The following is a 19,199-nucleotide window of genomic DNA, read 5'->3' on the forward strand; positions in this document are numbered from 1 at the left end:
CCCGGCCGCCGCGCTACTCCCCCAGGGGCCATACGTACGGGCCCTGGGGGTCGTCGAGCCAGGACCACTGGCCCTCGGCGCTGACCGTCACCCCGAACCGCTCCCGGCCCGGCCGGCCCTCGCCGCGCCACAGGTCCAGCGCCTCGCGCGGGTGGAGCACGCCCGCCGTCAGTACGAGCATGAACTGGAACCGCTCGTTCTCCACCAGCTCGTACGGGAGCCCGTACGAGGCCGCTCCGGGCTCCGTCGGCGCGGCGGTGGCCCCGCGCAGCGGGACGAAGTACGCCGGGGTGTGCAGGAAGCGGCCCTCCGCGAAATCGGCGTCGCGGACCGTCAGCGCGATCAGCCCGGTCGACAGCGGGGCCAGGATCCGCGCCCCGGGACGGCACTGGCCGAGCCAGGCGTACGGGACCAGCGGCAGCGCGCAGGTCACCAGGATCCGGTCGAAGGGGGCGCGGGAGGGGCAGCCGCGCGCCCCGTCCCCGGTGACCACGGCCGGCCGGTACCCGAGCAGGGCCAGGTGCGCCCGCGCCGACTCGGTGATCTCCTCGTCCAGGTCGATCGTGGTGACGTGCTCCTCGCCGAGCCGGTGGCTGAGCAGCGCGGCGGTGTAGCCGGTGCCCGTGCCGATCTCCAGCACGTCGTCCCCGTCCCGTACGTCCAGCGCCTCCAGCATCTTCGCCATCAGGGACGGCTGGCTGCTGGAGGAGACCAGCTCGCCGTCGCGCAGCCGGGTGGGCAGCGGGGCGTCGGTGTAGACCCCGCGCAGCCAGCGGGCGCGGTGGGCGGGGTCGGGGTCCTCGCCCCAGAGCCGCTCGTGGCCGGCTCCGCGGCCCGTGAAGAAGTACGGGACGAACAGGTGGCGGGGCACCGCCTCGAAGGCGGCCCGCCAGGCGGGATCGTCCAGCACGCCGGCGGCGGTCAGCTCCCGCACCTGCGCGGCGTGGGCGGCCTCCCGCAGGTCCCGCGCCTCGGCGTGGGCGGCGCGGGGCCCGCCTGCGGAACGTGCGGAGCGAGCGGCGTGTGCACCCATGGCTCCACTGTCCTGCGGCCGGGCCCGGGAGGCGAACGGGGGTCGGCGAACGGCGGTCCCAAGACCTCCGTCCTCCGCCGGGCGTCTGAGACGGTGGTCGGGTGAATGAGATTCCGCGGGGCACGGTGCAGGAGCAGACGTTCTACGAGCAGGTGGGCGGCGAGGAGACCTTCCGCCGCCTGGTACGGCGCTTCTACGAGGGGGTCGCCCAGGACCCGCTGCTGCGCCCGATGTACCCGGAGGAGGACCTCGGCCCGGCCGAGGAGCGGTTCGCCCTGTTCCTGATGCAGTACTGGGGCGGCCCGAACACGTACAGCGAGAACCGCGGCCACCCGCGGCTGCGGATGCGGCACGCCCCGTTCCAGGTGGACGCGGCGGCGCACGACGCCTGGCTGCGGCACATGCGCGTGGCGGTGGACGAGCTGGGACTGGCGCCGGAACTCGAAGCACAGCTGTGGCGGTACCTGACGTACGCCGCCGCCTCGATGATCAACACCGCGGGATAGCCCGCAAGGGGAATCGCGAGCGGGGGAGGCGGCCCGGGAGCTAGACGGGCCTCACCTGGAGGGCGCCCAGGCCCCCGGTGCCGCCGGGGCGGCGCATGGCGATCGAGCCGTACGGGGTGCGCAGCCGGAGCCAGCTGCCGGAGGCGAGCAGGGCCACCGGCTCGGGGGCGGCGCCGGGAGCGCCCGCGCCGCTCACCACGGACGAGCGGACCGGCCGCAGGAAGCCGAAGGACTGCGCGGCGTGTACGGCCCGCAGCGGGAGCTCGGTGTCGCCGAGCGTCCGGGACCAGATCTCGCGGCCGATGCGGTCCCGCTCGGAGCGGGTCCGGTGCTGCGGGGGCAGGGCCTCGTCGCGGGCGCGGAACTCGGCGACGGCCGCGCTCACGGCGGCCCGTACCGCCTCGGGGCCGGGCAGCCCCGGCAGCTGCCGCCAGCCGCCGCGGGGCGGGAGCACCCCGGTCCAGGGCGGGCCGGTGACCGGCGCGGGGACGGTGGCGCTCGCGGCGGCCTCGTCCACGGTTTCCAGCAGCTCCCCGGCCGAGACGGTCACGTCCAGGGGGCGGGAGACGGGCACGGCGAGGCGCACCGTGCGGACGGCCAGCACCTCGAAGGAGGCCGGCCGGCCGAAGACGGCGACCGCGCCGCCGGCTGCCTGAAGACGGACGGCGGCGGCGCGGTCGTAGTGCACGAGCCGTCCCAGGAAGGCGGCGAGGTCCGCCGCCTCCCCGGAATCGGCGAGGCACAGCCGTTCGGTCATGCGGCGACGCGGCTCTCCGCGCGCGAGCCCGCGGGCTCGTCGAGGTACTTCTCCAGGAAGTGCCGCTCCTCGGCCGAGATGCGGCGGGGCCGCCCCTCGGCGAGGTTGTAGGGCACGACCACGGTCGAGGCCCGCACGTAGACCTTCTCCGGTGCGTCCTCGGTCGCCTCGTCCTTGACCTCGTAGCCGATGGTCAGCGACGCGGCACCTATCCGCGTCACCCAGGACTCGATCAGGACGGGCTCGTGACGGTGCACGAGCGGCAGCTTGTAGTCGATCTCGTGGCGGGCCACGACGGACCCGCCCGTGAAGGACTCACTGCCCTCCCCCGGCGCCAGCCGGAACATGAAGTCGATCCTCGCCTCCTCCAGGTACCGGAGGAAGACCACGTTGTTGACGTGGCCGAAGGAATCCATGTCCGACCAGCGCAGCGGGCACCGGTAGTGATGTCTGGCCATGTTGCTCAGCCTCGGGTGAGCTTCTTGTACGTGGCGCGGTGCGGACGGGTGGCGTCCGGGCCGAGCCGCTCGATCTTGTTCTTCTCGTAGGACTCGAAGTTGCCCTCGAACCAGAACCACTTCGAGTCACCCTCGTAGGCGAGGATGTGGGTCGCGACCCGGTCCAGGAACCAGCGGTCGTGGGAGACGACCACGGCCGCGCCGGGGAATTCGAGGAGCGCGTTCTCCAGGGAGCCCAGGGTCTCGACGTCGAGGTCGTTGGTGGGCTCGTCGAGGAGCAGCAGGTTACCGCCCTGCTTGAGGGTCAGCGCGAGGTTCAGGCGGTTGCGCTCACCGCCGGAGAGCACGCCGGCCGGCTTCTGCTGGTCCGGGCCCTTGAAGCCGAAGGCGCTGACGTACGCGCGGGACGGCATCTCGACCTGGCCGACGTTGATGTAGTCCAGCTCGTCCGACACGACCGCCCAGAGGGACTTCTTGGGGTCGATGTTGGCGCGGCCCTGGTCCACGTACGAGATCTTGACGGTCTCGCCGACCTTGATCTCGCCGGAGTCCGGCGTCTCCAGGCCCTGGATCATCTTGAAGAGCGTGGTCTTGCCGGCGCCGTTGGGGCCGATGATGCCGACGATGCCGTTGCGCGGCAGCGTGAAGGACAGGTCGTCGATGAGGACCTTGTCACCGAACGCCTTGGAGAGGTTGTTGACCTCGACCACGATCGAGCCCAGACGCGGGCCCGGCGGGATCTGGATCTCCTCGAAGTCCAGCTTGCGCATCTTGTCGGCCTCGGCCGCCATCTCCTCGTACCGAGCGAGACGGGCCTTGGACTTGGCCTGGCGGCCCTTGGCGTTGGAGCGGACCCACTCCAGCTCTTCCTTGAGGCGCTTGGCGCGCTTCTCGTCCTTCTTGCCCTCGACCTTGAGGCGCTCGGCCTTCTTCTCCAGGTAGGTGGAGTAGTTGCCCTCGTAGGGGTGCGCGCGGCCGCGGTCGAGTTCGAGGATCCACTCGGCGACGTTGTCGAGGAAGTAGCGGTCGTGGGTGACCGCCACGACGGCGCCCTTGTACTGGGCCAGGTGCTGCTCCAGCCAGTTCACGGACTCGGCGTCGAGGTGGTTGGTGGGCTCGTCGAGGAGCAGCAGGTCGGGGGCCTCGAGCAGCAGCTTGCAGAGGGCCACGCGGCGCTTCTCGCCACCGGAGAGGGTGGTGACGGGCCAGTCGCCGGGCGGGCAGCCCAGGGCGTCCATGGCCTGCTCCAGCTGGGCGTCCAGGTCCCACGCGTTGGCGTGGTCCAGGTCGTCCTGGAGCTTGCCCATCTCCTCCATCAGCTCGTCGGTGTAGTTCGTCGCCATTTCCTCGGCGATCGCGTTGAACCGGTTGAGCTTGCCCTTGATCTCGGCGACGCCGTCCTCGACGTTCTCCAGGACGGTCTTGGACTCGTCGAGCTTGGGCTCCTGCATGAGGATGCCGACGGTGTAGCCGGGCGAGAGGAACGCGTCACCGTTGGACGGCTGCTCGATACCCGCCATGATCTTCAGGACGGTCGACTTGCCGGCGCCGTTGGGGCCGACCACGCCGATTTTCGCCCCCGGCAGGAAGTTCAGGAAGACATCGTCAAGGATCACCTTGTCACCGTGCGCCTTGCGCGTCTTGCGCATGGTGTAGATGTACTCAGCCAAGAGAAACCGTCCGGCAGATCGTGGGGTGGGCAGATACACCCCATCTTGCCAGTCGTCCAGCCTTACGGGCGAATGGGTGGGGTCGGCCGCCGGATCGGCGGGCGGGCGTGGAAGGCCCTGCGGGGCGGTCAGCGCAGGCGCAGGGAGCCCGGGGCCCGGTCCTCGATGATCTCGGTGAGGACGTCGAACAGGGTGGGGCCGCGGCCGGCGCGCGCCTCGGCCGGCTGCTCGGCGACCCGGGGGCGGTTCGCGGGGTGGCAGCGCGCCAGTACGCCCTCCAGGTGGCGGGCGGTCTCCGGGTGGCCGAGCGCGTGGCGGGACGGTCCGTGATCGCGCCACTCGATCACGAAGCCGTCCTCGTACGGCGTTCCGAAGCCGCCGCGCAGGCAGTCGGCGAAGCTGTCCGGGTTCCGGCCGAAGTAGCCCCCGGGGCCGTTGACGGCTTCGCCCACCCCCGCCCGGAAGTCGTCCAGCGTGCTGATCCGGCTGCCGTCGAGCACGTAGGTGGTCGTCACGATCCCCGAGGGTGGGGGGTCTGCCGCGCGTCCCTCGGCTCAGGCCGGGCGGTAGACCGTCAGGGCGTCCGGGAGGGTGTCGAGGACCAGGGCGGGCGGGGCGGGGGTGTACTCCCCGTCGTACGCGAGCGGGGTGCCCGGCGGGATGTCGCCGATGCGCAGGCTGCGCAGCCGGGTGGCCGTGTGGACGGGGGAACGGCTCAGCGGTCCCGCCAGCGCGGCGGCGAACAGCCGCGGGCCGGGCCGGCCGCCGCCGTGGACGAGACGGACGTCGAGCAGGCCCTCGCCGAGGTTGTCGCGGCGGCGGGGGGTCGGCCCGGTGCCGTGGTAGGTGCCGTTGCCCGCGAAGAGCAGCCAGACGCTCTGCGGCCGCCCCGCCAGGCTGAGCCGTACGGGGCGCTCCGCGCGCAGGACCTTCCACGCGGCCAGCAGCGCGGCGGGGCCGCCGCCGATCCGCGGCGCCCAGCGCAGCCGGCGCCGCAGCAGCTCGGGGTAGGCCCCCATGCTGAAGGTGTTCAGGAAGTACCCGGAGCGGCCGTCCTCCGGGTCCGGGCCGGGGGTGAAACGGCCCACGCTGACCCGGACCGCGCGGCCCGCGGCGATGGCCCGGCAGGTGTCCTCGGCCCCGCCGAGGCCGAGGTCCAGGGCGAAGTGGTTGAGCGTGCCTCCGGGGAACACCGCCAGTGGCAGCCCGGCCCGCAGCGCGGCGGTGGCGGCCGCGTTGACCGTGCCGTCGCCGCCGCAGACCCCGAGCACGGCGGACCGGGCGGCCGCCGCCTCCAGCTCCCCGGCCAGCTCCGCGCCGCCGCACTCGACGATCTCGGCCTTGGGCAGCCGGGCGCGCAGTACGTCGAGGCCCGCGTAGGCCGCCGTACCGGACCCGGTGTTCACCACGACGGTGAGCCCGGCCCCGTCCGGCAGCGCGGGAGCTTCGGTGGCCTTCCGCTCGTCGCCGGGGTTGAGCCGCGCCAGTTCCACCCCGCGGGCGACGCGGCGTACGACGAGGCCCGCGGCCACGCCCAGCGCAGCCCCCGCGGCCACGTCGGACGGGTAGTGCACCCCCGTGTACACGCGGGAGAACGCCACCGACACCGCCACCGGGGCCACCAGGGCGCCCCAGCCGGGGGCCCCCAGCGCCAGCCCGGTGGTGAACGCGAACGCGGACGCGGCGTGACCGGAGGGGAACGAGGTGGTCTTCGGCTGCGTGACGAGCCGCCGCACCTCGGGCACCCCTTCCAGCAGCGGCCGGGCCCGGCGCACGGACCACTTGCCGACGGTGTTCACCGTCGCCGAGGCCAGGGCCAGCGACGCGGCCCCGCACAGCGCGGCCTTGCGGTCCCGGGTCGAGCCGAGGAGCGCGATCGCCGCGGCGGTCCCGCCCCAGAGCACCCCGTGGTTCGCGGCCCGCCCCAGCCTCGGCAGTACACGGTCACCGGCCGGCCAGCGCCGGCGGGCCACCCCGTCGAACAGCTTGCGGTCCCAGCGTGCGGCGGCGCCCCGCCACGTCAATTCTTGATCGCCCATTCCCCCCGCTTACCCGCACGCCCGCCCTGAAACCTGCCGGCGCCCGAAGCGACCCTCGTACGGCCCATGCCGGATCCCTGCGCGGTGCGGGCGTCCTCGCGGGCCGCGCGGCGCCGCCCACGGGCCCCGTTCCCCCTCCCAGGGGAACGCGGACACCGGTCCCTCCCTACGGCCGGTCTTCTTCGTCCAGGGGGCGCTTGCGGAGGAGGAGGACCACCAGGCCGCCCAGGACCACCAGGCCCACCGCCAGCGAGGCGATGACCGGGGTCGCCGCCGAGCTGCCGCTGGTGGCCAGGCGCTCGTCGTCCGGGCTGGACTCCGACGCCGCGGCGGCCGCGGCCGCAGCCGCCGCCGAGGCCTGCGTCACGGCCGACCCGTCGCCCGTGGCGGCGGCTCCCTCGACGACCACCGGCTGCGGCCAGACCGCGCTCGCCGTCGCCGCCAGGGCGGACTGGCTGGAGCCCGCCACGATCTGCGCCTGGCTCGGCACCTCGCTGGTGAAGACCCGGCCGACGGGCACCCTCGTGGAGCCCTGGACGGTGACCGAGGCCGAGCCGTCCGGGGTGCCGGCGGGCACTTCGAAGTACAGCGTGCTCCCGTTCGCCGCGGTGGTGACCGGCTTCCCCTCGGCGTCCACCACCCGCACCCCCATCGCCGCGGCCGCCGCGTCCGGGGTGACCGTCACGCTCTGCGCCCCCGTCCGCACGGTGACCGGCCCCAGGCGGGAGCCCACCGGCCCCGACACGCTCCCGGGGTCCAGCCCCAGCGAGGCCGGCGGCTCCGGCAGCTTGCCCGCCGACCGTTGGAGGTAGTCGGCCAGCTTCTGCGCCGCCGGATCGGCGGCCTCCACCTGCGCCCCGTCCGCCAGCCGCCAGATCGCGACCTGGGTCCCGGCCGCCGCGCTCTCCGCGGTCAGGGCCCCGGCCCCGGCCGCCTTCGCCAGTCCGGCGAGATCGTTCAGCTGCGGGTACGAGTGCTCCAGGACCCAGCGGATCCGGCCCGCCTCCCCGTTCCCGTCGAGGGGGCTGCCGCCCCAGCCGCTCTCCGCGTACCGGGCCTGCGGCTGGGCGTTGCCCGTCACGCCGACCCCGTAGGTCTGGAGCATCCCGCCGCCGTCGACCCGCATCTCGTACAGCCCGGCCGGAATCTGGCGGACCGAGCCGTCCTTGGCGTGCAGGACCGCCTGCCCGTACGTCTTCAGCCCGTCCAGCACGGCGCTCGCGCCCTCCGGTGTCCGGGGCGCGGGCGCCCCGGAGTCGGCGGCCGCCCGCGCGCCCGGGGCGGCGGCCAGGGCCGCGGCCAGCAGCGCCGCGGCCAGCGGTCGCCGCACGGAAGCCCGTACAGGCGCCCCCGCTCCGGCCGCGACCGCGGCCGCGGGAACAGGTCTCGCGGAAGCGGCGGCAGCGGACGGCGAAGAAGGAACGGAATCAGGAGCGGAGGATGCGGGAACGGCAATCGACACAGTCTTCCCCTTCGGGCCAATGACCCAGGTGCCCGTGAGTACCGGGGAATCCTAACCGCCTCGAACACTCAGACCACCGCCGCCTTCTGAGTGAGCATCAGCGGCGGGTCCGCCTTGACCACCCGCCGGAACGCAGCGGTCCCCCGGTTCAGGTCGTGCCCGATGGCGATGGCGTCGATGTCCGCCGAGAACCAGCGGTTGCCCTCCCCGTCGGGCGGATCGTCGCGCACCCTCAGCCTCCCGTGCACCACCAGCGGCTCCCCCACCGCGACGGAACCCGCCAGGTTCACCGCGAGCACGCGCCGCGCCCACACGGTGTAGAAGCTGGTGGGCCCGTCCGCCCACGCCTCCTTGCGCCGGTCGAAGTACCGCGGCGTCACGGCGAACCGGAACCGCGCCGACGGCCCGGTCGCCGTCTCCTTGTAGTCGATCTGCGTGGCCACACAACCGACCAGCGTCACCAGGGTGTCGTTCATCCCGGCAGCCCTCCCCCACATGAGTGCCCGTCACATCCGTACCCGTACGGACCACGGGGCTCTTCCCCGCGACCCGCCCCCCACGACCATCCGCACGAGGTACGAACCATGCTGGCGCCGCGCCCCGCATCCCGCTGCGCCCTGTGGATTACTCGCGGGTTGTGGACAACTTCGTCCCCCCTGCGGCGACCGTCGCGTACTGCTCGCGCACCTCCCGGTAGCGCAGCAGCTCCGCCGCCACCGGCTCCAGCACCCGGGCCCGCCCGCAGCCGGCCGCGGCCTGCCGCAGCCGCCGCTCCGCGTCCTGCCCGTACCGCCGCGCCGGGCCCCGGGCCGCGATCGAGCAGGCCCACTCCACCAGCGGACCGCCGACGATGCCCGCCACCATCAGCAGCACCGGCGGCATCAGGCGCGGCTCCAGGACCCCGACGATCTGCCCCACCAGCCACAGCCCGCCGTAGATCTGCAGCAGCGTCATCGCCGCCTGCGCCAGCACCGCCGCCGGCCACCACGCCGGCCGCGGCGGCTTGGCGCTGGGCGCCGTCACCGCCGACCCGAGCGTCACCGCGATCTCGTCCAGCGCCTGCGGGAGCTGGTCGGCGCCGCGTACCGCGGCCTCCCTTACGGCCTGCGCCCAGGCGTCGGGCAGTCCGTCGGCCGCCGCGTCGGCGACCGTCCGTACGGCCTGCTCCACGCGCTGGCGCGCCGTCACCTCTTCCTCGGCCGGCACCTCCGCGCTCGCCGGGCCCCGGCTGCCGCCGATCACCGCCAGGGCGGCCAGCCCGGCCAGCGTGCGCGGGGCGCGCCGGCTCTCGTACCACCGCCACAGCCGCAGCCACGGCGTGCCGCACGCCTTCCCGGCGTTGCGCCGCCAGGCCCGCTCGGCGGCGAGCCCGGCCGCGTACGCCCCGACCGCCTCGGCGAGCCGGTCCTCGAACTCCGCGCGCGCCGCCTCCCCGATCTCCGGCGACGGATGGCCGTCGGCCACGTACAGCGGGCGCAGGCGCCCGGCGGCACGGTCGAGATCGGCGCAGATGCGGCGGGTCGCGGCGCCCTTCTCCTGGGTGAACTGCGCGAGGAGGTCGCGCAGTTCCCCGACGCCCTCGCCGGTCAGCGCGGAGAGGCCGAGGACGGTGGCGCCCGGCTCGTCGTGCTCGCCGAGGGCGATGCCGTCCTCGTCGAGCAGCCGCCGCAGGTCGTCCAGTACGAGATCGGCCGACTCGCCGGGCAGCCGGTCCATCTGGTTCAGCACCACGAACGTCACCTCGGCGTGCCCGGCCAGCGGCCGCAGGTACCGCTCGTGCAGCACGGCGTCGGCGTACTTCTCCGGGTCGACCACCCACACCACCGCGTCGACCAGGGCGAGCACCCGGTCCACGTGCTCCCGGTGGGCGCCGACCGCGGAGTCCAGGTCCGGCAGGTCCACCAGGACCAGCCCGCGCAGTGCCTCGGCCTCGGAGGTCTCGCGCGGCCTGCGGCGCAGCCGGCCCGGGATCTCCAGGCGGTCGAGGAGCCCGGCGGCGCCGTCGGACCAGCTGCACGCGATCGGCGCCGCGGTCGTCGGCCTGCGCAGCCCCGTCTCGGAGATCTGCACTCCCGCGAGTGAATTGAACAGCGTGGACTTGCCGCTTCCGGTGGCCCCGGCGATCGCGACGACCGTGTGCTGCGCCGACAGTCCGCGCCGCGCGGCCGCCTCGTCGAGCACCCGGCCGGCCTCCGCGAGGGTCTTCCCGTCGAGCCGGGTCCGCGAGAGCCCGACCAGCTGGCGCAGCGCTTCGAGACGGGTGCGCAGCGCCTGCCCCTCCGGGCTGATCGGCGGCGAGGGCGCCTTGCCCCCGTCGTTCCCGGCGCCGGAGACCGCGCGCACGAGCGCGTCGTCGCTCCCCTCGTCCGTGTCGCCGCCGCCGTCCCCGCCTGGGGTGTCGGCTTCGCCCCCGGCGCCGGGACCGCTGGAACCCGCACCCGGGCGGCGCGAGCGTGCGATGAATCCGTCGTCCCAGCGGTCCTCGGTGCGGTCGCGGTCGGTCAAGGCGGTCACCGCGTCACCTCTCCTTCTGCAGTAGGGACAGCGCGGCGATCAGCTCGGCCTGCGGCTCCGGCGTCACTTCGAGCGCCTCCAGCGGGGCCAGCCGGCGGTCCCGTTCGCCGCGCAGCACCTGTTCCAGGTGGTCGGCGACCAGTTCCCCGCCCCGGTCGCGCAGTCGTACGGCGGCCTGTACGCCGATCCGCTCGGCGAGCTTCTCGCCGGCGGGGCGGGCCCGCTTGCCGCCGAGGAGGGCCGCGACGAGGAGGGCGGCCACCCCGTCGGGGTCGGGCGCGGGCTGCTTGTCGAGCCGGGAGACCTCTTCCTCGGCGAGTTCCTCCAGGACGCGCCGCCAGTGCCGTACGGCCATGCCGATACGTTCCGCCGCCTCCCGGTCGGGCCCGGGCAGCCGTACCGCCCCGGCGGCCGGCTCGCGCCGCCAGGCCTGGGCGATCCGCTCGTCGGCGGCGGCCACGGCGCACTGGAGCAGCGCGGCGAGCGACTCGGCGAGCGAGTCGAGCAGTTCGTCGTTGCTCGTGTCGAGGGGGTAGCCGCGCCACCGCGTCAGGGCGTCCCCGGCCAGTACGGCGCCCTGGTCGAGGCGGGCCCGGACCCGCTTGCCCTCCCGCTTGTACGCGTCCTCGACGGCCGAGGTCAGCCGTACGGCGGCGGCGTGCTGGGCGGCGACCGCGGACGCCAGCTCCGGCATCCGCCGCCCGAGGGAGTCCAGCGCGCCGAGCGCGGTCCGCCCGACGGCGTACTGGCGGGCGGCGGGATCCTGCGCGTGGTGGGCGAGCCACGCGAAGAGCGGGGCGACGGCGCTGGCGGGCAGCAGCCCGCCCCCGCCGGCCGATTCGGGCAGCTCGGGCACCGTGAAGCGCGGCACGTCGCCCAGGCCGGCCCGGGTGAGCAGGGCCCCGTACTGGCGCGAGACCTCCGCGAGCACCTGGTGCGGGACCCGGTCGAGGACGATGCCCAGGGTGGCCTTGTACTGCTTGGCGGTGCGCAGCAGGTGCCAGGGGACGGCGTCGGCGTACCGCGAGGCGGTGGTCACCATGACCCAGACGTCGGCGGCGCAGATGAGCTGCGCGGCGAGGGTCCGGTTCTCGACCACGAGGGAGTCGACGTCGGGGGCGTCGAGGATGGCTAGCCCGCGCGGGAGGCCGGCGGCGGTCTCGATGCGCAGTTCGCGGGTGGCGGCGGTGGTCCCGAAGCCGCGGGAGGGGCCGCGGGTTCGGGAGCCGGGGAGGGGGTCGTCCTCGCCGGGCGGGGCCCAGACCCGCATCAGGTCGGGGAGCACGCGCAGGCCGGCGAACCAGTGGTGGTCGTCCGGATGGCAGACGAGTACGGGCACGCGGGTGGTGGGCCGCAGGACGCCGGCCTCACTCACCTGGCGTCCCACGAGGGAGTTGACGAGGGTGGACTTGCCGGCCCCGGTGGACCCGCCGACGACGGCGAGCAGCGGCGCCTCGGGCGCCTTCAGCCGGGGTACGAGGTAGTCGTCGAGCTGCGCCAGCAGCTCGGCTCTGGTCTGGCGGGCGCGCGGGGCGCCGGGCAGGGGCAGCGGCAGACGCACGGACGCGACCCGGTCGCGCAGGGCGGACAGGGCATCGAGCAGCTGAGGCCGAACATCCAAGGTCACCACATGCGAAGAATGCCCAATTTGGGACCATTTTTGAAGCTTATAGGCCCTCTGCGCGCCGATCGCGAGTCCAGTGAGACCTTTCGGGCACACCGGACGAGTGGGACCCGGGCATAACGAGTGCACAACACCAGGGGCGCCGCGGCGCAAAAGCGGTGCGAGAATCGCACCTGCCTGCGATTATCGGGACCGCTTCACCGAACCTCCACATCGTGGCACGCGGGTGAAGCAACCGGGACAAGGCAGCCGGAGCCCTATCCTTGACCCGGTCCGGACGACAGTCCCACCCCCACCCCGGGGCTCCAGGCCACCACGGCCACCTTCCGGCCCCCGTAGCTCAGTGGATAGAGCAGGTGCCTTCTAAGCACTTGGCCGCAGGTTCGAGTCCTGCCGGGGGCACTCTTCACGCCGCATCCCAAGCCCTCCCCCCGGGGAGGGCTTTCGTGTGTCCGGAATCCGCTTGTCCGCATGCGGACGGGACCGGCCGTCCCCCTTCCGCGCCCTGGTGCGGGGGCGGGGTGGTGCGGGAAGGTGGGCGGGTGGCGGACGGAGCTGTTGAGCGGGCGCGGTCGTTCGGGTCGGCGGCCGGGCGGTACGCGGACCACCGGCCCTCGTATCCGGACGGGCTGTTCGACGTCCTGGAGGAGGTCTCCGGGGTGGCGCTCGCCGGGGCGCGGGTCGCCGACGTGGGCGCCGGGACGGGCATCGCCACCCGGCTGCTGCATGACCGCGGGGCCGCCGTGGTCGGCGTCGAACCCGGGGCCGCCATGGCCGACGAGTTCCGGCGCCGCCATCCGCAGGTACCACTCGTACGGGGGGACGGGGACCGGCTGCCGTTCGCGTCCGGGTCCCTCGACCTCCTGACGTACGCGCAGTCCTGGCACTGGACCGATCCGGCACGGTCCGGGCCGGAGGCCCTGCGCGTACTGCGGCCCGGCGGGGCGCTGGCCGTCTGGTCCAACGACCCGGACACCGGGATCGAGTGGATCGCCGGCCAGCAGGCGCGGATCGAGGAGGAATTCGGCCCCGGTTGGTACGTCAACGAACACCCCCGGTCGCAGAGCGGCTTGGAGTTCACCACCCGGTCGCTGCGCTGGTCCCGCCGGATCGGCGTCGACGCCCACCTCGCCAAATTGGCGACCCACTCCCTCTTCCTGGTCGGCCTGCCGGGGACCGGTGAGTTCCTGGTCCGGGAGAGGGAGCGGCTGCTGCGGCTGTTCCCCGGGGGGACGGTCGCGGAGCATTACGTCGTCGACCTGCGGGTGGCGCGGGCGGGTCGGCCGGAGCGGCCCTTGACGTAGTCCGGTGGACTGGGATCGCTGGGGGGCGAACACCGCTTTCGTGGGGGGCGTGTTCGGTGGGGGCCAGGCGCGGGCCGTTCCGCGAGGTAGGGGCGCCGGGGCCGATCAGGACGGGGCTCAGGCGACGGGCGCGTCCTGGGGGGAGACCCCGAAGGCCTTGACCGCCTGGTAGTAGGTCCAGGCGGTGCTGTCGCAGGAGCCCTTCTTCACACCCGAGTACGCGGAGCAGACGCGCTTCAGGTCCGCGTAGAGCGCGTCGTCCAGCCGGGCCTTGTTGGCCGGGAACACCCCCGCGGCCTTGTGGTTGCGGTAACCGAAGTCGTGGCGGGCGCAGGCGGTCTGGAAGGGGAACCCGAAGGGGTTGTCGGGCGAGGAGGAGCAGTAGTCGGTGGACCAGTCGAACCCGTAGGCCGACCACTTGCCCTGGTTTCCGCGCGCGGCGACCCAGGCGTTGTAACTGGCGGCGCTGGTCTGCGTCCAACCGCTCAGGACCTGCGGCTTGTCGGCCGGGACCGCCGCGGATGCGGGAGTGGCGGCGAACAGCACGCCGGCCGCGGCCGCCGATGCGAGGACGGGAACGAGACGACGGCGCATGGCATTCCTCCAGGACGGGGTGGGGGCCGCCGGGAGGCAACCCGGTACGGCGTCGGATCCCACCGTCGGGGGGCGGACTAGCGCCGCCGCCCAACGCCGCTATAACGGCGCCCGCCGGGCGCCGGTGGCGGGGTGGGCGGCCGGTAAGGAGTGCGGCGGGCAGGGCGCTTGGAGGACGTGCAGCTCTCAGGTAGCACGCGGTGTCAGACTTCCGGCAGAGAAGAGGCTCGTCCTGCGGAGGGACGCGCACGAGGGCGCGGGCAGCCGAGACTGATCACATGAAACGCCGTCCCCTCGCCATCGCCGCCGTCACCGTGGGAGTCGTCGCCGCCGCCGCGCTCGCGCTGCCCAACCTCCCGCCCAACCCCTTGACCGACTCCATCAACGACAAGGTCTTCGAGGAGAAGAGCAAGCACTTCGCGACCGCCGCCGACGCGCCCGCGCCCACCCGCGGCAACGCGGCCTTCGCGCTGCCGTCCTGGGTGCCCAAGGACGCCACGGACATACGCATACGCACGCGCGCGCAGGACGAGGCCCGGCTGATCCGCTTCACGCTCGGGACGACCCCGCTGGACGGGCCGCAGTGCACGGCCGGCACGCCGAAGGACATGGGCGGGCGGCGGCTGAACGCCAAGTGGTGGCCGAACGGGACCCGGGCGGAGGAGCGGCCCGAATGCCGGGACGTCCACCAGTACCAGGTGGCGGTGCGCGGCAAGCGCGTCTACGCCTGGACCGACGGCACCCCGTCGCCGGGCTCCCGGCCCCAGGACAACCCCCCGGCCACGGCCCGGGCCGGCAGCCAGGGCTAGGCCGCCCGTCCGGACCACAACGGACCACAAAGGACCGGACCGCACCGCACCGCACCGCACCGCAACTGACCGGGCCGGCCGGACCGGATCGGATCGGCGCTCGTCTAGGCTCAACGGGTGAGTACGTACGTGAACCGACTCGGCGAAGACCTCCCCCGGATCGGCGCGGCCCCGGCGGGGAACGCCGTGGCGGTGTGGTCCCTGGACACCACCCTCGACGCGGTCGGCGGCCACCGGATCGACGAGGCACCGGCGATCCTGGACGCGGGCGAACGGGAGCGGGCCGCCCTGATGGTGCGGGCCGGGGACCGGCACCGGTACCTCGCCTCCCACGTGGGACTGCGCGTGCTGCTCGGCGGCTACCTCGGGCAGGCCCCACAGGACGTCGTCCTGGTCCGGGAGGACTGTCCGTGCTGCGACGGCCCGCACGGGCGGCCGGCGGTGGCGGGCGGAGAGGTGCACTTCTCGCTCTCGCACAGCGGGGACCTGGCGTACCTCGCGTTCGCGGCGGCACCGGTCGGGGTCGACGTGGAGGCGCTCCCGAGCGCGGCCGCCGTGGAGGACGTACTGACCACCCTGCATCCGGCCGAGACGGCGGAGCTCTCCGCGCTGCCCGCGGCCGAGCGGGCGGAGGCGCTGAGCCGCGTGTGGTCGCGCAAGGAGGCCTACTTCAAGGGCACGGGCACCGGCCTGGCCCTGGGCGTGGCCGAGCCCTACGTGGGCGCGGGCGCCACCCCGTCCCCGGTCCCCGGCTGGCACCTCACCGACCTCTCCGCTCCCCCGGGGTACGCGGCGGCCCTGGCCCTGCGCGCGTAACGGCCCCGCACCGCGGCGCGCGCTCCCTCGGGGCGCCCCCGCGGCGCGCCCGCCCCCGCCACGCCGGACCGAAATCAAGCTGTCCGCTCGACGCCCGGCGCCTATCGTGACGGCCATGGACATCCGCCCCGCCCGTACCGTCGCCGAACTCCAGGCCGCGGAGGGGCTCTTCGACGGCCCCGCCCGACTGGACTGGTCCGAGCGCTTCCTCACCGCGCCGGGACACCTGATGCTCATCGCCTACGTCGACGAGATCCCCGCCGGCATGGTGTCCGGGGTCGAGATGAGCCACCCCGACAAGGGCACGGAGATGTGCCTGTACGAGCTCAGCGTCGACGAGGGCTACCGGCGGCGCGGCATCGGCCGCGCGCTGACCGAGGCCCTCGCCACCGAGGCCAAGGCGCGCGGCTGCTACGGCATGTGGGTGGGGGTCGACACCGACAACGAGGCCGCCCTGGCCACGTACGCCGCCGCCGGCTCCCGCGACGAGGGCGTCTTTGCGATGCGCGGCTGGCCCCTCTCCGGCTGACGCCCGCCTTCCCGATCGGACCGGGGACCGGACACCCGTTCGGCGGCGTGTCCTGGGGCCAGTCGGCGCACCCTCCGCGCGGGCGGGGTGCGGCTCGCCGAGCATCGGGCGCATGACCGCATTCACTGCGCTGCTCCCGGCCGCCGCCCTGCTGGCGGCTGCCACCGCCCTGCCGCCGCACCCCGCACCCGCCGCCGACACCCCGGCCTCCGCCCCGCCCGCTTCCTCGGTAGCCGCCTCCGCCGCCACCGCCCCGTACGTCGTCGTCCTGAAGGACACCACCTCCCGCGCCCCGACCCGCGCCGTGGCCGCCGAGGCCGCGGCCTCCGGCGACCGGGTCGGGGAGGTCTACGACACCGTCCTCAGCGGCTTCGCCGTCCGGACCACCGCCGCCCGCGCCGCAGTTCTGGCCGCCGACCCCCGGGTGGCCTCGGTGGAACCGGACGCCGAGTTCCGGATCAGCGACGCGCAGAGCCCGGCGCCGTGGCCCCTGGACCGGATCGACCAGTCCGAGCTCCCCCTCGACGGCTCGTACACGTACGCCACCACCGCGCGGGGCGTCACCGCCTACGTCGTGGACACCGGGATCAACACCGGCCACCAGGAGTTCGGGGGCCGGGCCCGCCTCGGCTACAACGGGGTGTTCCTGGAGACCTCCGGCGACTGCAACGGCCACGGCACGCACGTCGCGGGGACCCTGGGCGGGGCGACGTACGGGGTGGCGAAGGGGGTCTCCCTGGTCGGGGTCAAGGTCGCCAACTGCAAGGGGTCGGGGTCGCTGACTTCCATCCTGGGCGGTCTGGAGTGGATGGTGAAGGACGCCGTCAAGGCCCCCGGCACCCCCGCGGTCGCCAACATGAGCATGGGCGGCACCCGCAGCCGCGCCCTCGACGCGGCGGTGACCCGGGCGGTCGCCGCCGGGATCACCTTCACCGTCGCCGCCGGGAACTCCGCCGGCAACGCCTGCACCGGTTCCCCCGCCGCCGCCCCCACGGCGCTCACGATCGGCGCCGCCGACGCCGCCGACCGCTGGGCCCCGTTCTCCAGCTACGGCAGCTGCGTGGACCTCGTGGCGCCGGGCGTGGCCGTCACCTCGGCCTGGAAGGGCTCGGCGACCACCCTCGCCCGCGCCTCCGGGACCTCCATGGCGGCCCCGCACGCGGCGGGCGTCGCCGCGCTGATCCTGGCGGAGGGCATCGCGGCGGGCGGCGGGGCGCGGACCCCCGCCGAGGTCTCCGCCGTGCTGGTGCGCGACGCCGTACGGGACCGCCTCACCGGAGTCCCGGCCGGCACGGTGAACCTCCTGCTCCACCACCAGCCGGCCGCGGCCCCGGCCCCGGCCCCGGCGGCGTCCGCGGGATCGGACACCCCGTAGCGGGTATCTCGTCGATCAGGCCGGTCCGGCCGACGGGCCTGACCGGCGGAGGCCCACAGCCGACACGATCGGCCGGCGGCCCTGGCCGGCGTGATCCGTAACGTCCCACCCGCCCGGCTCGGCGTACCGGTTGCGCACCAGGTCGAAGCCCGCCCGGCCCCCGCCCGCATCCCATCCATCCCACCCGCCCCGCACCCCTGACGACCCGGCCTGATGGGACATCAATGTGTGTGTGCTTCGGGCGAAAGCAAGCCATTGACTTCTCATCACCGCGACGCGTCAATGTCGGCCACCGCACCGGCTCGTCCTCCCCCACACAGCGGGTGGGGGGAGGGGTTCGTCTGACGAAGGAGTCGCGACCCAGTGAGTACAACGTTCCGACGAAGAATCCTGGCCGGGGCCGGCGCCCTGTCCCTCGCGCTGACGGGCGGCGTGGTGGGCCTGACCGGCACCGCACAGGCGGCGACCGTGACCACCCCCGTCTTCGAGAACTGCGACGCCCCGGCGCCGCAGCCCGACGGTTCGGGCAACCAGAACTACACGATCACGGTGCCCGGCACGGCCAAGGCCGGCGACGTCGTACCGATCACGATCGACCCGGGTGCGAGCCCCCTGATCCCCGGCTTCTCCGTCACGACGGTGAACACCACCAAGATCACCCTCAAGGTGGGCACGACCACCCAGGTCGTCACCAGCCCGCCCGAGACCGTCAGCGTCGTCGCCGGAACCCCCCTCGACCCGAAGTCGTTCTCGGGGACCATCAGGATCCCGGACGGCACCGAGGGCACCACCGTCGACGTCAAGCTCGACCTGGCCGTCACCGACGCGGACCTCAGCGGTTCCGTCTTCACCACGACCTGCACCCCGGCGCCCCGCCCGAGCGCCACCCTGGGCTCGGTCGCCGTCGAGGCCCTGCCCAAGGACCCGGTCACCACCAAGCTGACGCCCAACAGCGGCAAGGCCGGTACGGCCGTCACCGTGAGCGGCGCCAACTTCCCGGCAGGCCCCGTCACCTGCTCCGCCCTGCTCGCGGGCGCGGCGACCGGTGACACCGGGACCGGCACGGCGGACGCGAGCGGCGCCGCCACCTGCAACCTCACGGTCACCAAGAAGGCCGACGCCATAAAGATCGACGGCTCGGTCACCCCGTACAAGTCGTTCGTGTACCTGGAGGACCAGGCGGGCGTGAAGAACCCGGTCGACATCGAGGTCCTCCCCGGCCCGCTGGCGCTCGGCCCGAAGGACGGCCAGCCGGCCGTCGCCTTCCCCTCGGTCACCATCAACGGCAAGGCCCAGTCCGTGGTCGGCGTGTTCAACGCCGCGACCGTCCAGGACTTCCGCGGCGGCACCCTCGGCTGGGACGTGACGGCGACCCGTACGCCCTTCCTGAACCAGACGACCGGCCACTCGATGGCCAAGGCGCAGATCGGCATCCAGCCGTCCTGCACGGTGACCAACCCGGACAGCCCGAGCACCTGCACCGCGGGCACGCCCGGCGCGATCTCCGAGACCCCGCTGAAGGTGGCCTCGCAGGCGGCCGGCGGGGACGAGCTGACCGGCGGTGAGTTCGCCGTCGGCGGCGCCGGGATGATCCAGCTCCCGCCGTTCATGTTCGCGGACACCTACCAGACGGTGGTCACCTTCTCGATCGCCTGACCGGGCAAGAACCACCTGACCGGCCAGGTAGCACCTGACCGGCAGGAACCGCC

The 19,199-nt window shown here is 74.2% G+C and carries 18 protein-coding genes and 1 tRNA gene; 8 read left to right on the top strand and 11 right to left on the bottom strand.

Annotated features, from left to right (window positions below; genetic code table 11):
• Positions 1 to 13: 13 nt before the first annotated feature.
• Entirely contained in the window at positions 14 to 1,033 is a 1,020-nt protein-coding gene (locus ACS04_RS27055; protein ID WP_048479391.1) for a methyltransferase domain-containing protein, read from the bottom strand.
• Positions 1,034 to 1,134: 101 nt separating this feature from the next.
• Here ACS04_RS27055 and ACS04_RS27060 point away from each other — a divergent pair, with 101 nt between their 5' ends.
• A complete protein-coding gene (locus ACS04_RS27060; protein WP_048479392.1) occupies positions 1,135 to 1,539 on the top strand; it encodes a globin in 405 nt (134 codons plus the stop codon).
• A gap of 40 nt (positions 1,540 to 1,579) precedes the next feature.
• On the opposite strand, the gene ACS04_RS27065 is transcribed toward ACS04_RS27060, so the two are convergent.
• The 9 genes from ACS04_RS27065 to ACS04_RS27105 all read right to left on the bottom strand — a co-directional run bounded on the left by ACS04_RS27065 (position 1,580) and on the right by ACS04_RS27105 (position 12,060).
• Positions 1,580 to 2,296, bottom strand: coding sequence for a DUF8010 domain-containing protein (locus ACS04_RS27065; protein WP_048479393.1), 717 nt, complete (start codon positions 2,294 to 2,296; stop codon positions 1,580 to 1,582).
• Positions 2,293 to 2,754, bottom strand: a complete 462-nt coding sequence (locus ACS04_RS27070) for an acyl-CoA thioesterase (RefSeq protein WP_048479394.1) — start codon at positions 2,752 to 2,754, stop codon at positions 2,293 to 2,295. Before ACS04_RS27070 ends, ACS04_RS27065 begins: the two co-directional genes overlap by 4 nt.
• Positions 2,755 to 2,759: 5 nt before the next feature.
• Positions 2,760 to 4,424 (bottom strand): energy-dependent translational throttle protein EttA, encoded by a 1,665-nt coding sequence (ettA, locus tag ACS04_RS27075; RefSeq protein WP_078865379.1) that lies wholly within the window; start codon positions 4,422 to 4,424, stop codon positions 2,760 to 2,762.
• Positions 4,425 to 4,552: 128 nt separating this feature from the next.
• A complete protein-coding gene (locus ACS04_RS27080; RefSeq protein WP_048479395.1) occupies positions 4,553 to 4,939 on the bottom strand; it encodes a barstar family protein in 387 nt (128 codons plus the stop codon).
• A 39-nt stretch (positions 4,940 to 4,978) separates the two neighbouring features.
• Positions 4,979 to 6,463, bottom strand: a complete 1,485-nt coding sequence (locus tag ACS04_RS27085; RefSeq protein WP_048479396.1) for a bifunctional phosphatase PAP2/diacylglycerol kinase family protein — start codon at positions 6,461 to 6,463, stop codon at positions 4,979 to 4,981.
• Positions 6,464 to 6,629: 166 nt separating this feature from the next.
• The gene (locus tag ACS04_RS40125; protein ID WP_048479397.1) at positions 6,630 to 7,793 is read right to left on the bottom strand and encodes a thioester domain-containing protein; all 1,164 of its coding nucleotides are present in this window, start codon (positions 7,791 to 7,793) and stop codon (positions 6,630 to 6,632) included.
• A 200-nt stretch (positions 7,794 to 7,993) separates the two neighbouring features.
• Positions 7,994 to 8,401, bottom strand: coding sequence for a single-stranded DNA-binding protein (locus ACS04_RS27095; protein WP_048479398.1), 408 nt, complete (start codon positions 8,399 to 8,401; stop codon positions 7,994 to 7,996).
• Positions 8,402 to 8,549: 148 nt separating this feature from the next.
• Positions 8,550 to 10,439, bottom strand: a complete 1,890-nt coding sequence (locus tag ACS04_RS27100) for a GTPase (RefSeq protein WP_048479399.1) — start codon at positions 10,437 to 10,439, stop codon at positions 8,550 to 8,552.
• A gap of 4 nt (positions 10,440 to 10,443) precedes the next feature.
• Entirely contained in the window at positions 10,444 to 12,060 is a 1,617-nt protein-coding gene (locus tag ACS04_RS27105; RefSeq protein WP_048479400.1) for a GTPase domain-containing protein, read from the bottom strand.
• A gap of 332 nt (positions 12,061 to 12,392) precedes the next feature.
• Between ACS04_RS27105 and ACS04_RS27110 the strand changes: the two genes are divergently transcribed.
• Both ACS04_RS27110 and ACS04_RS27115 read left to right on the top strand, forming a co-directional pair.
• Positions 12,393 to 12,465: transfer RNA gene (locus ACS04_RS27110), tRNA-Arg, on the top strand.
• A gap of 140 nt (positions 12,466 to 12,605) precedes the next feature.
• Positions 12,606 to 13,367, top strand: a complete 762-nt coding sequence (locus ACS04_RS27115) for a class I SAM-dependent methyltransferase (RefSeq protein ID WP_048479401.1) — start codon at positions 12,606 to 12,608, stop codon at positions 13,365 to 13,367.
• Between the two features lie 117 nt (positions 13,368 to 13,484).
• On the opposite strand, the gene ACS04_RS27120 is transcribed toward ACS04_RS27115, so the two are convergent.
• Complete coding sequence (locus tag ACS04_RS27120) at positions 13,485 to 13,961, bottom strand: phospholipase (RefSeq protein ID WP_048479402.1); 477 nt, start codon at positions 13,959 to 13,961, stop codon at positions 13,485 to 13,487.
• Between the two features lie 278 nt (positions 13,962 to 14,239).
• Between ACS04_RS27120 and ACS04_RS27125 the strand changes: the two genes are divergently transcribed.
• The 5 genes from ACS04_RS27125 (at position 14,240) to ACS04_RS27145 (ending at position 19,146) form a co-directional block, all read left to right on the top strand.
• Positions 14,240 to 14,770: a hypothetical protein gene (locus ACS04_RS27125; protein ID WP_048479403.1), complete on the top strand. Its 531-nt coding sequence runs from the start codon at positions 14,240 to 14,242 to the stop codon at positions 14,768 to 14,770.
• 117 nt (positions 14,771 to 14,887) lie between these two features.
• Positions 14,888 to 15,586 (top strand): 4'-phosphopantetheinyl transferase family protein, encoded by a 699-nt coding sequence (locus ACS04_RS27130; RefSeq protein ID WP_048479404.1) that lies wholly within the window; start codon positions 14,888 to 14,890, stop codon positions 15,584 to 15,586.
• A gap of 115 nt (positions 15,587 to 15,701) precedes the next feature.
• Complete coding sequence (locus ACS04_RS27135) at positions 15,702 to 16,115, top strand: GNAT family N-acetyltransferase (protein WP_048479444.1); 414 nt, start codon at positions 15,702 to 15,704, stop codon at positions 16,113 to 16,115.
• Between the two features lie 112 nt (positions 16,116 to 16,227).
• On the top strand, positions 16,228 to 17,490 hold the full coding sequence (locus ACS04_RS27140) for a S8 family peptidase (RefSeq protein ID WP_048479405.1): 1,263 nt from the start codon (positions 16,228 to 16,230) through the stop codon (positions 17,488 to 17,490).
• A gap of 363 nt (positions 17,491 to 17,853) precedes the next feature.
• A complete protein-coding gene (locus ACS04_RS27145) occupies positions 17,854 to 19,146 on the top strand; it encodes a hypothetical protein (protein WP_048479406.1) in 1,293 nt (430 codons plus the stop codon).
• Positions 19,147 to 19,199 lie beyond the last annotated feature (53 nt).

This window comes from Streptomyces roseus (assembly GCF_001044425.1).
Lineage (GTDB): Bacteria > Actinomycetota > Actinomycetes > Streptomycetales > Streptomycetaceae > Streptomyces > Streptomyces roseus.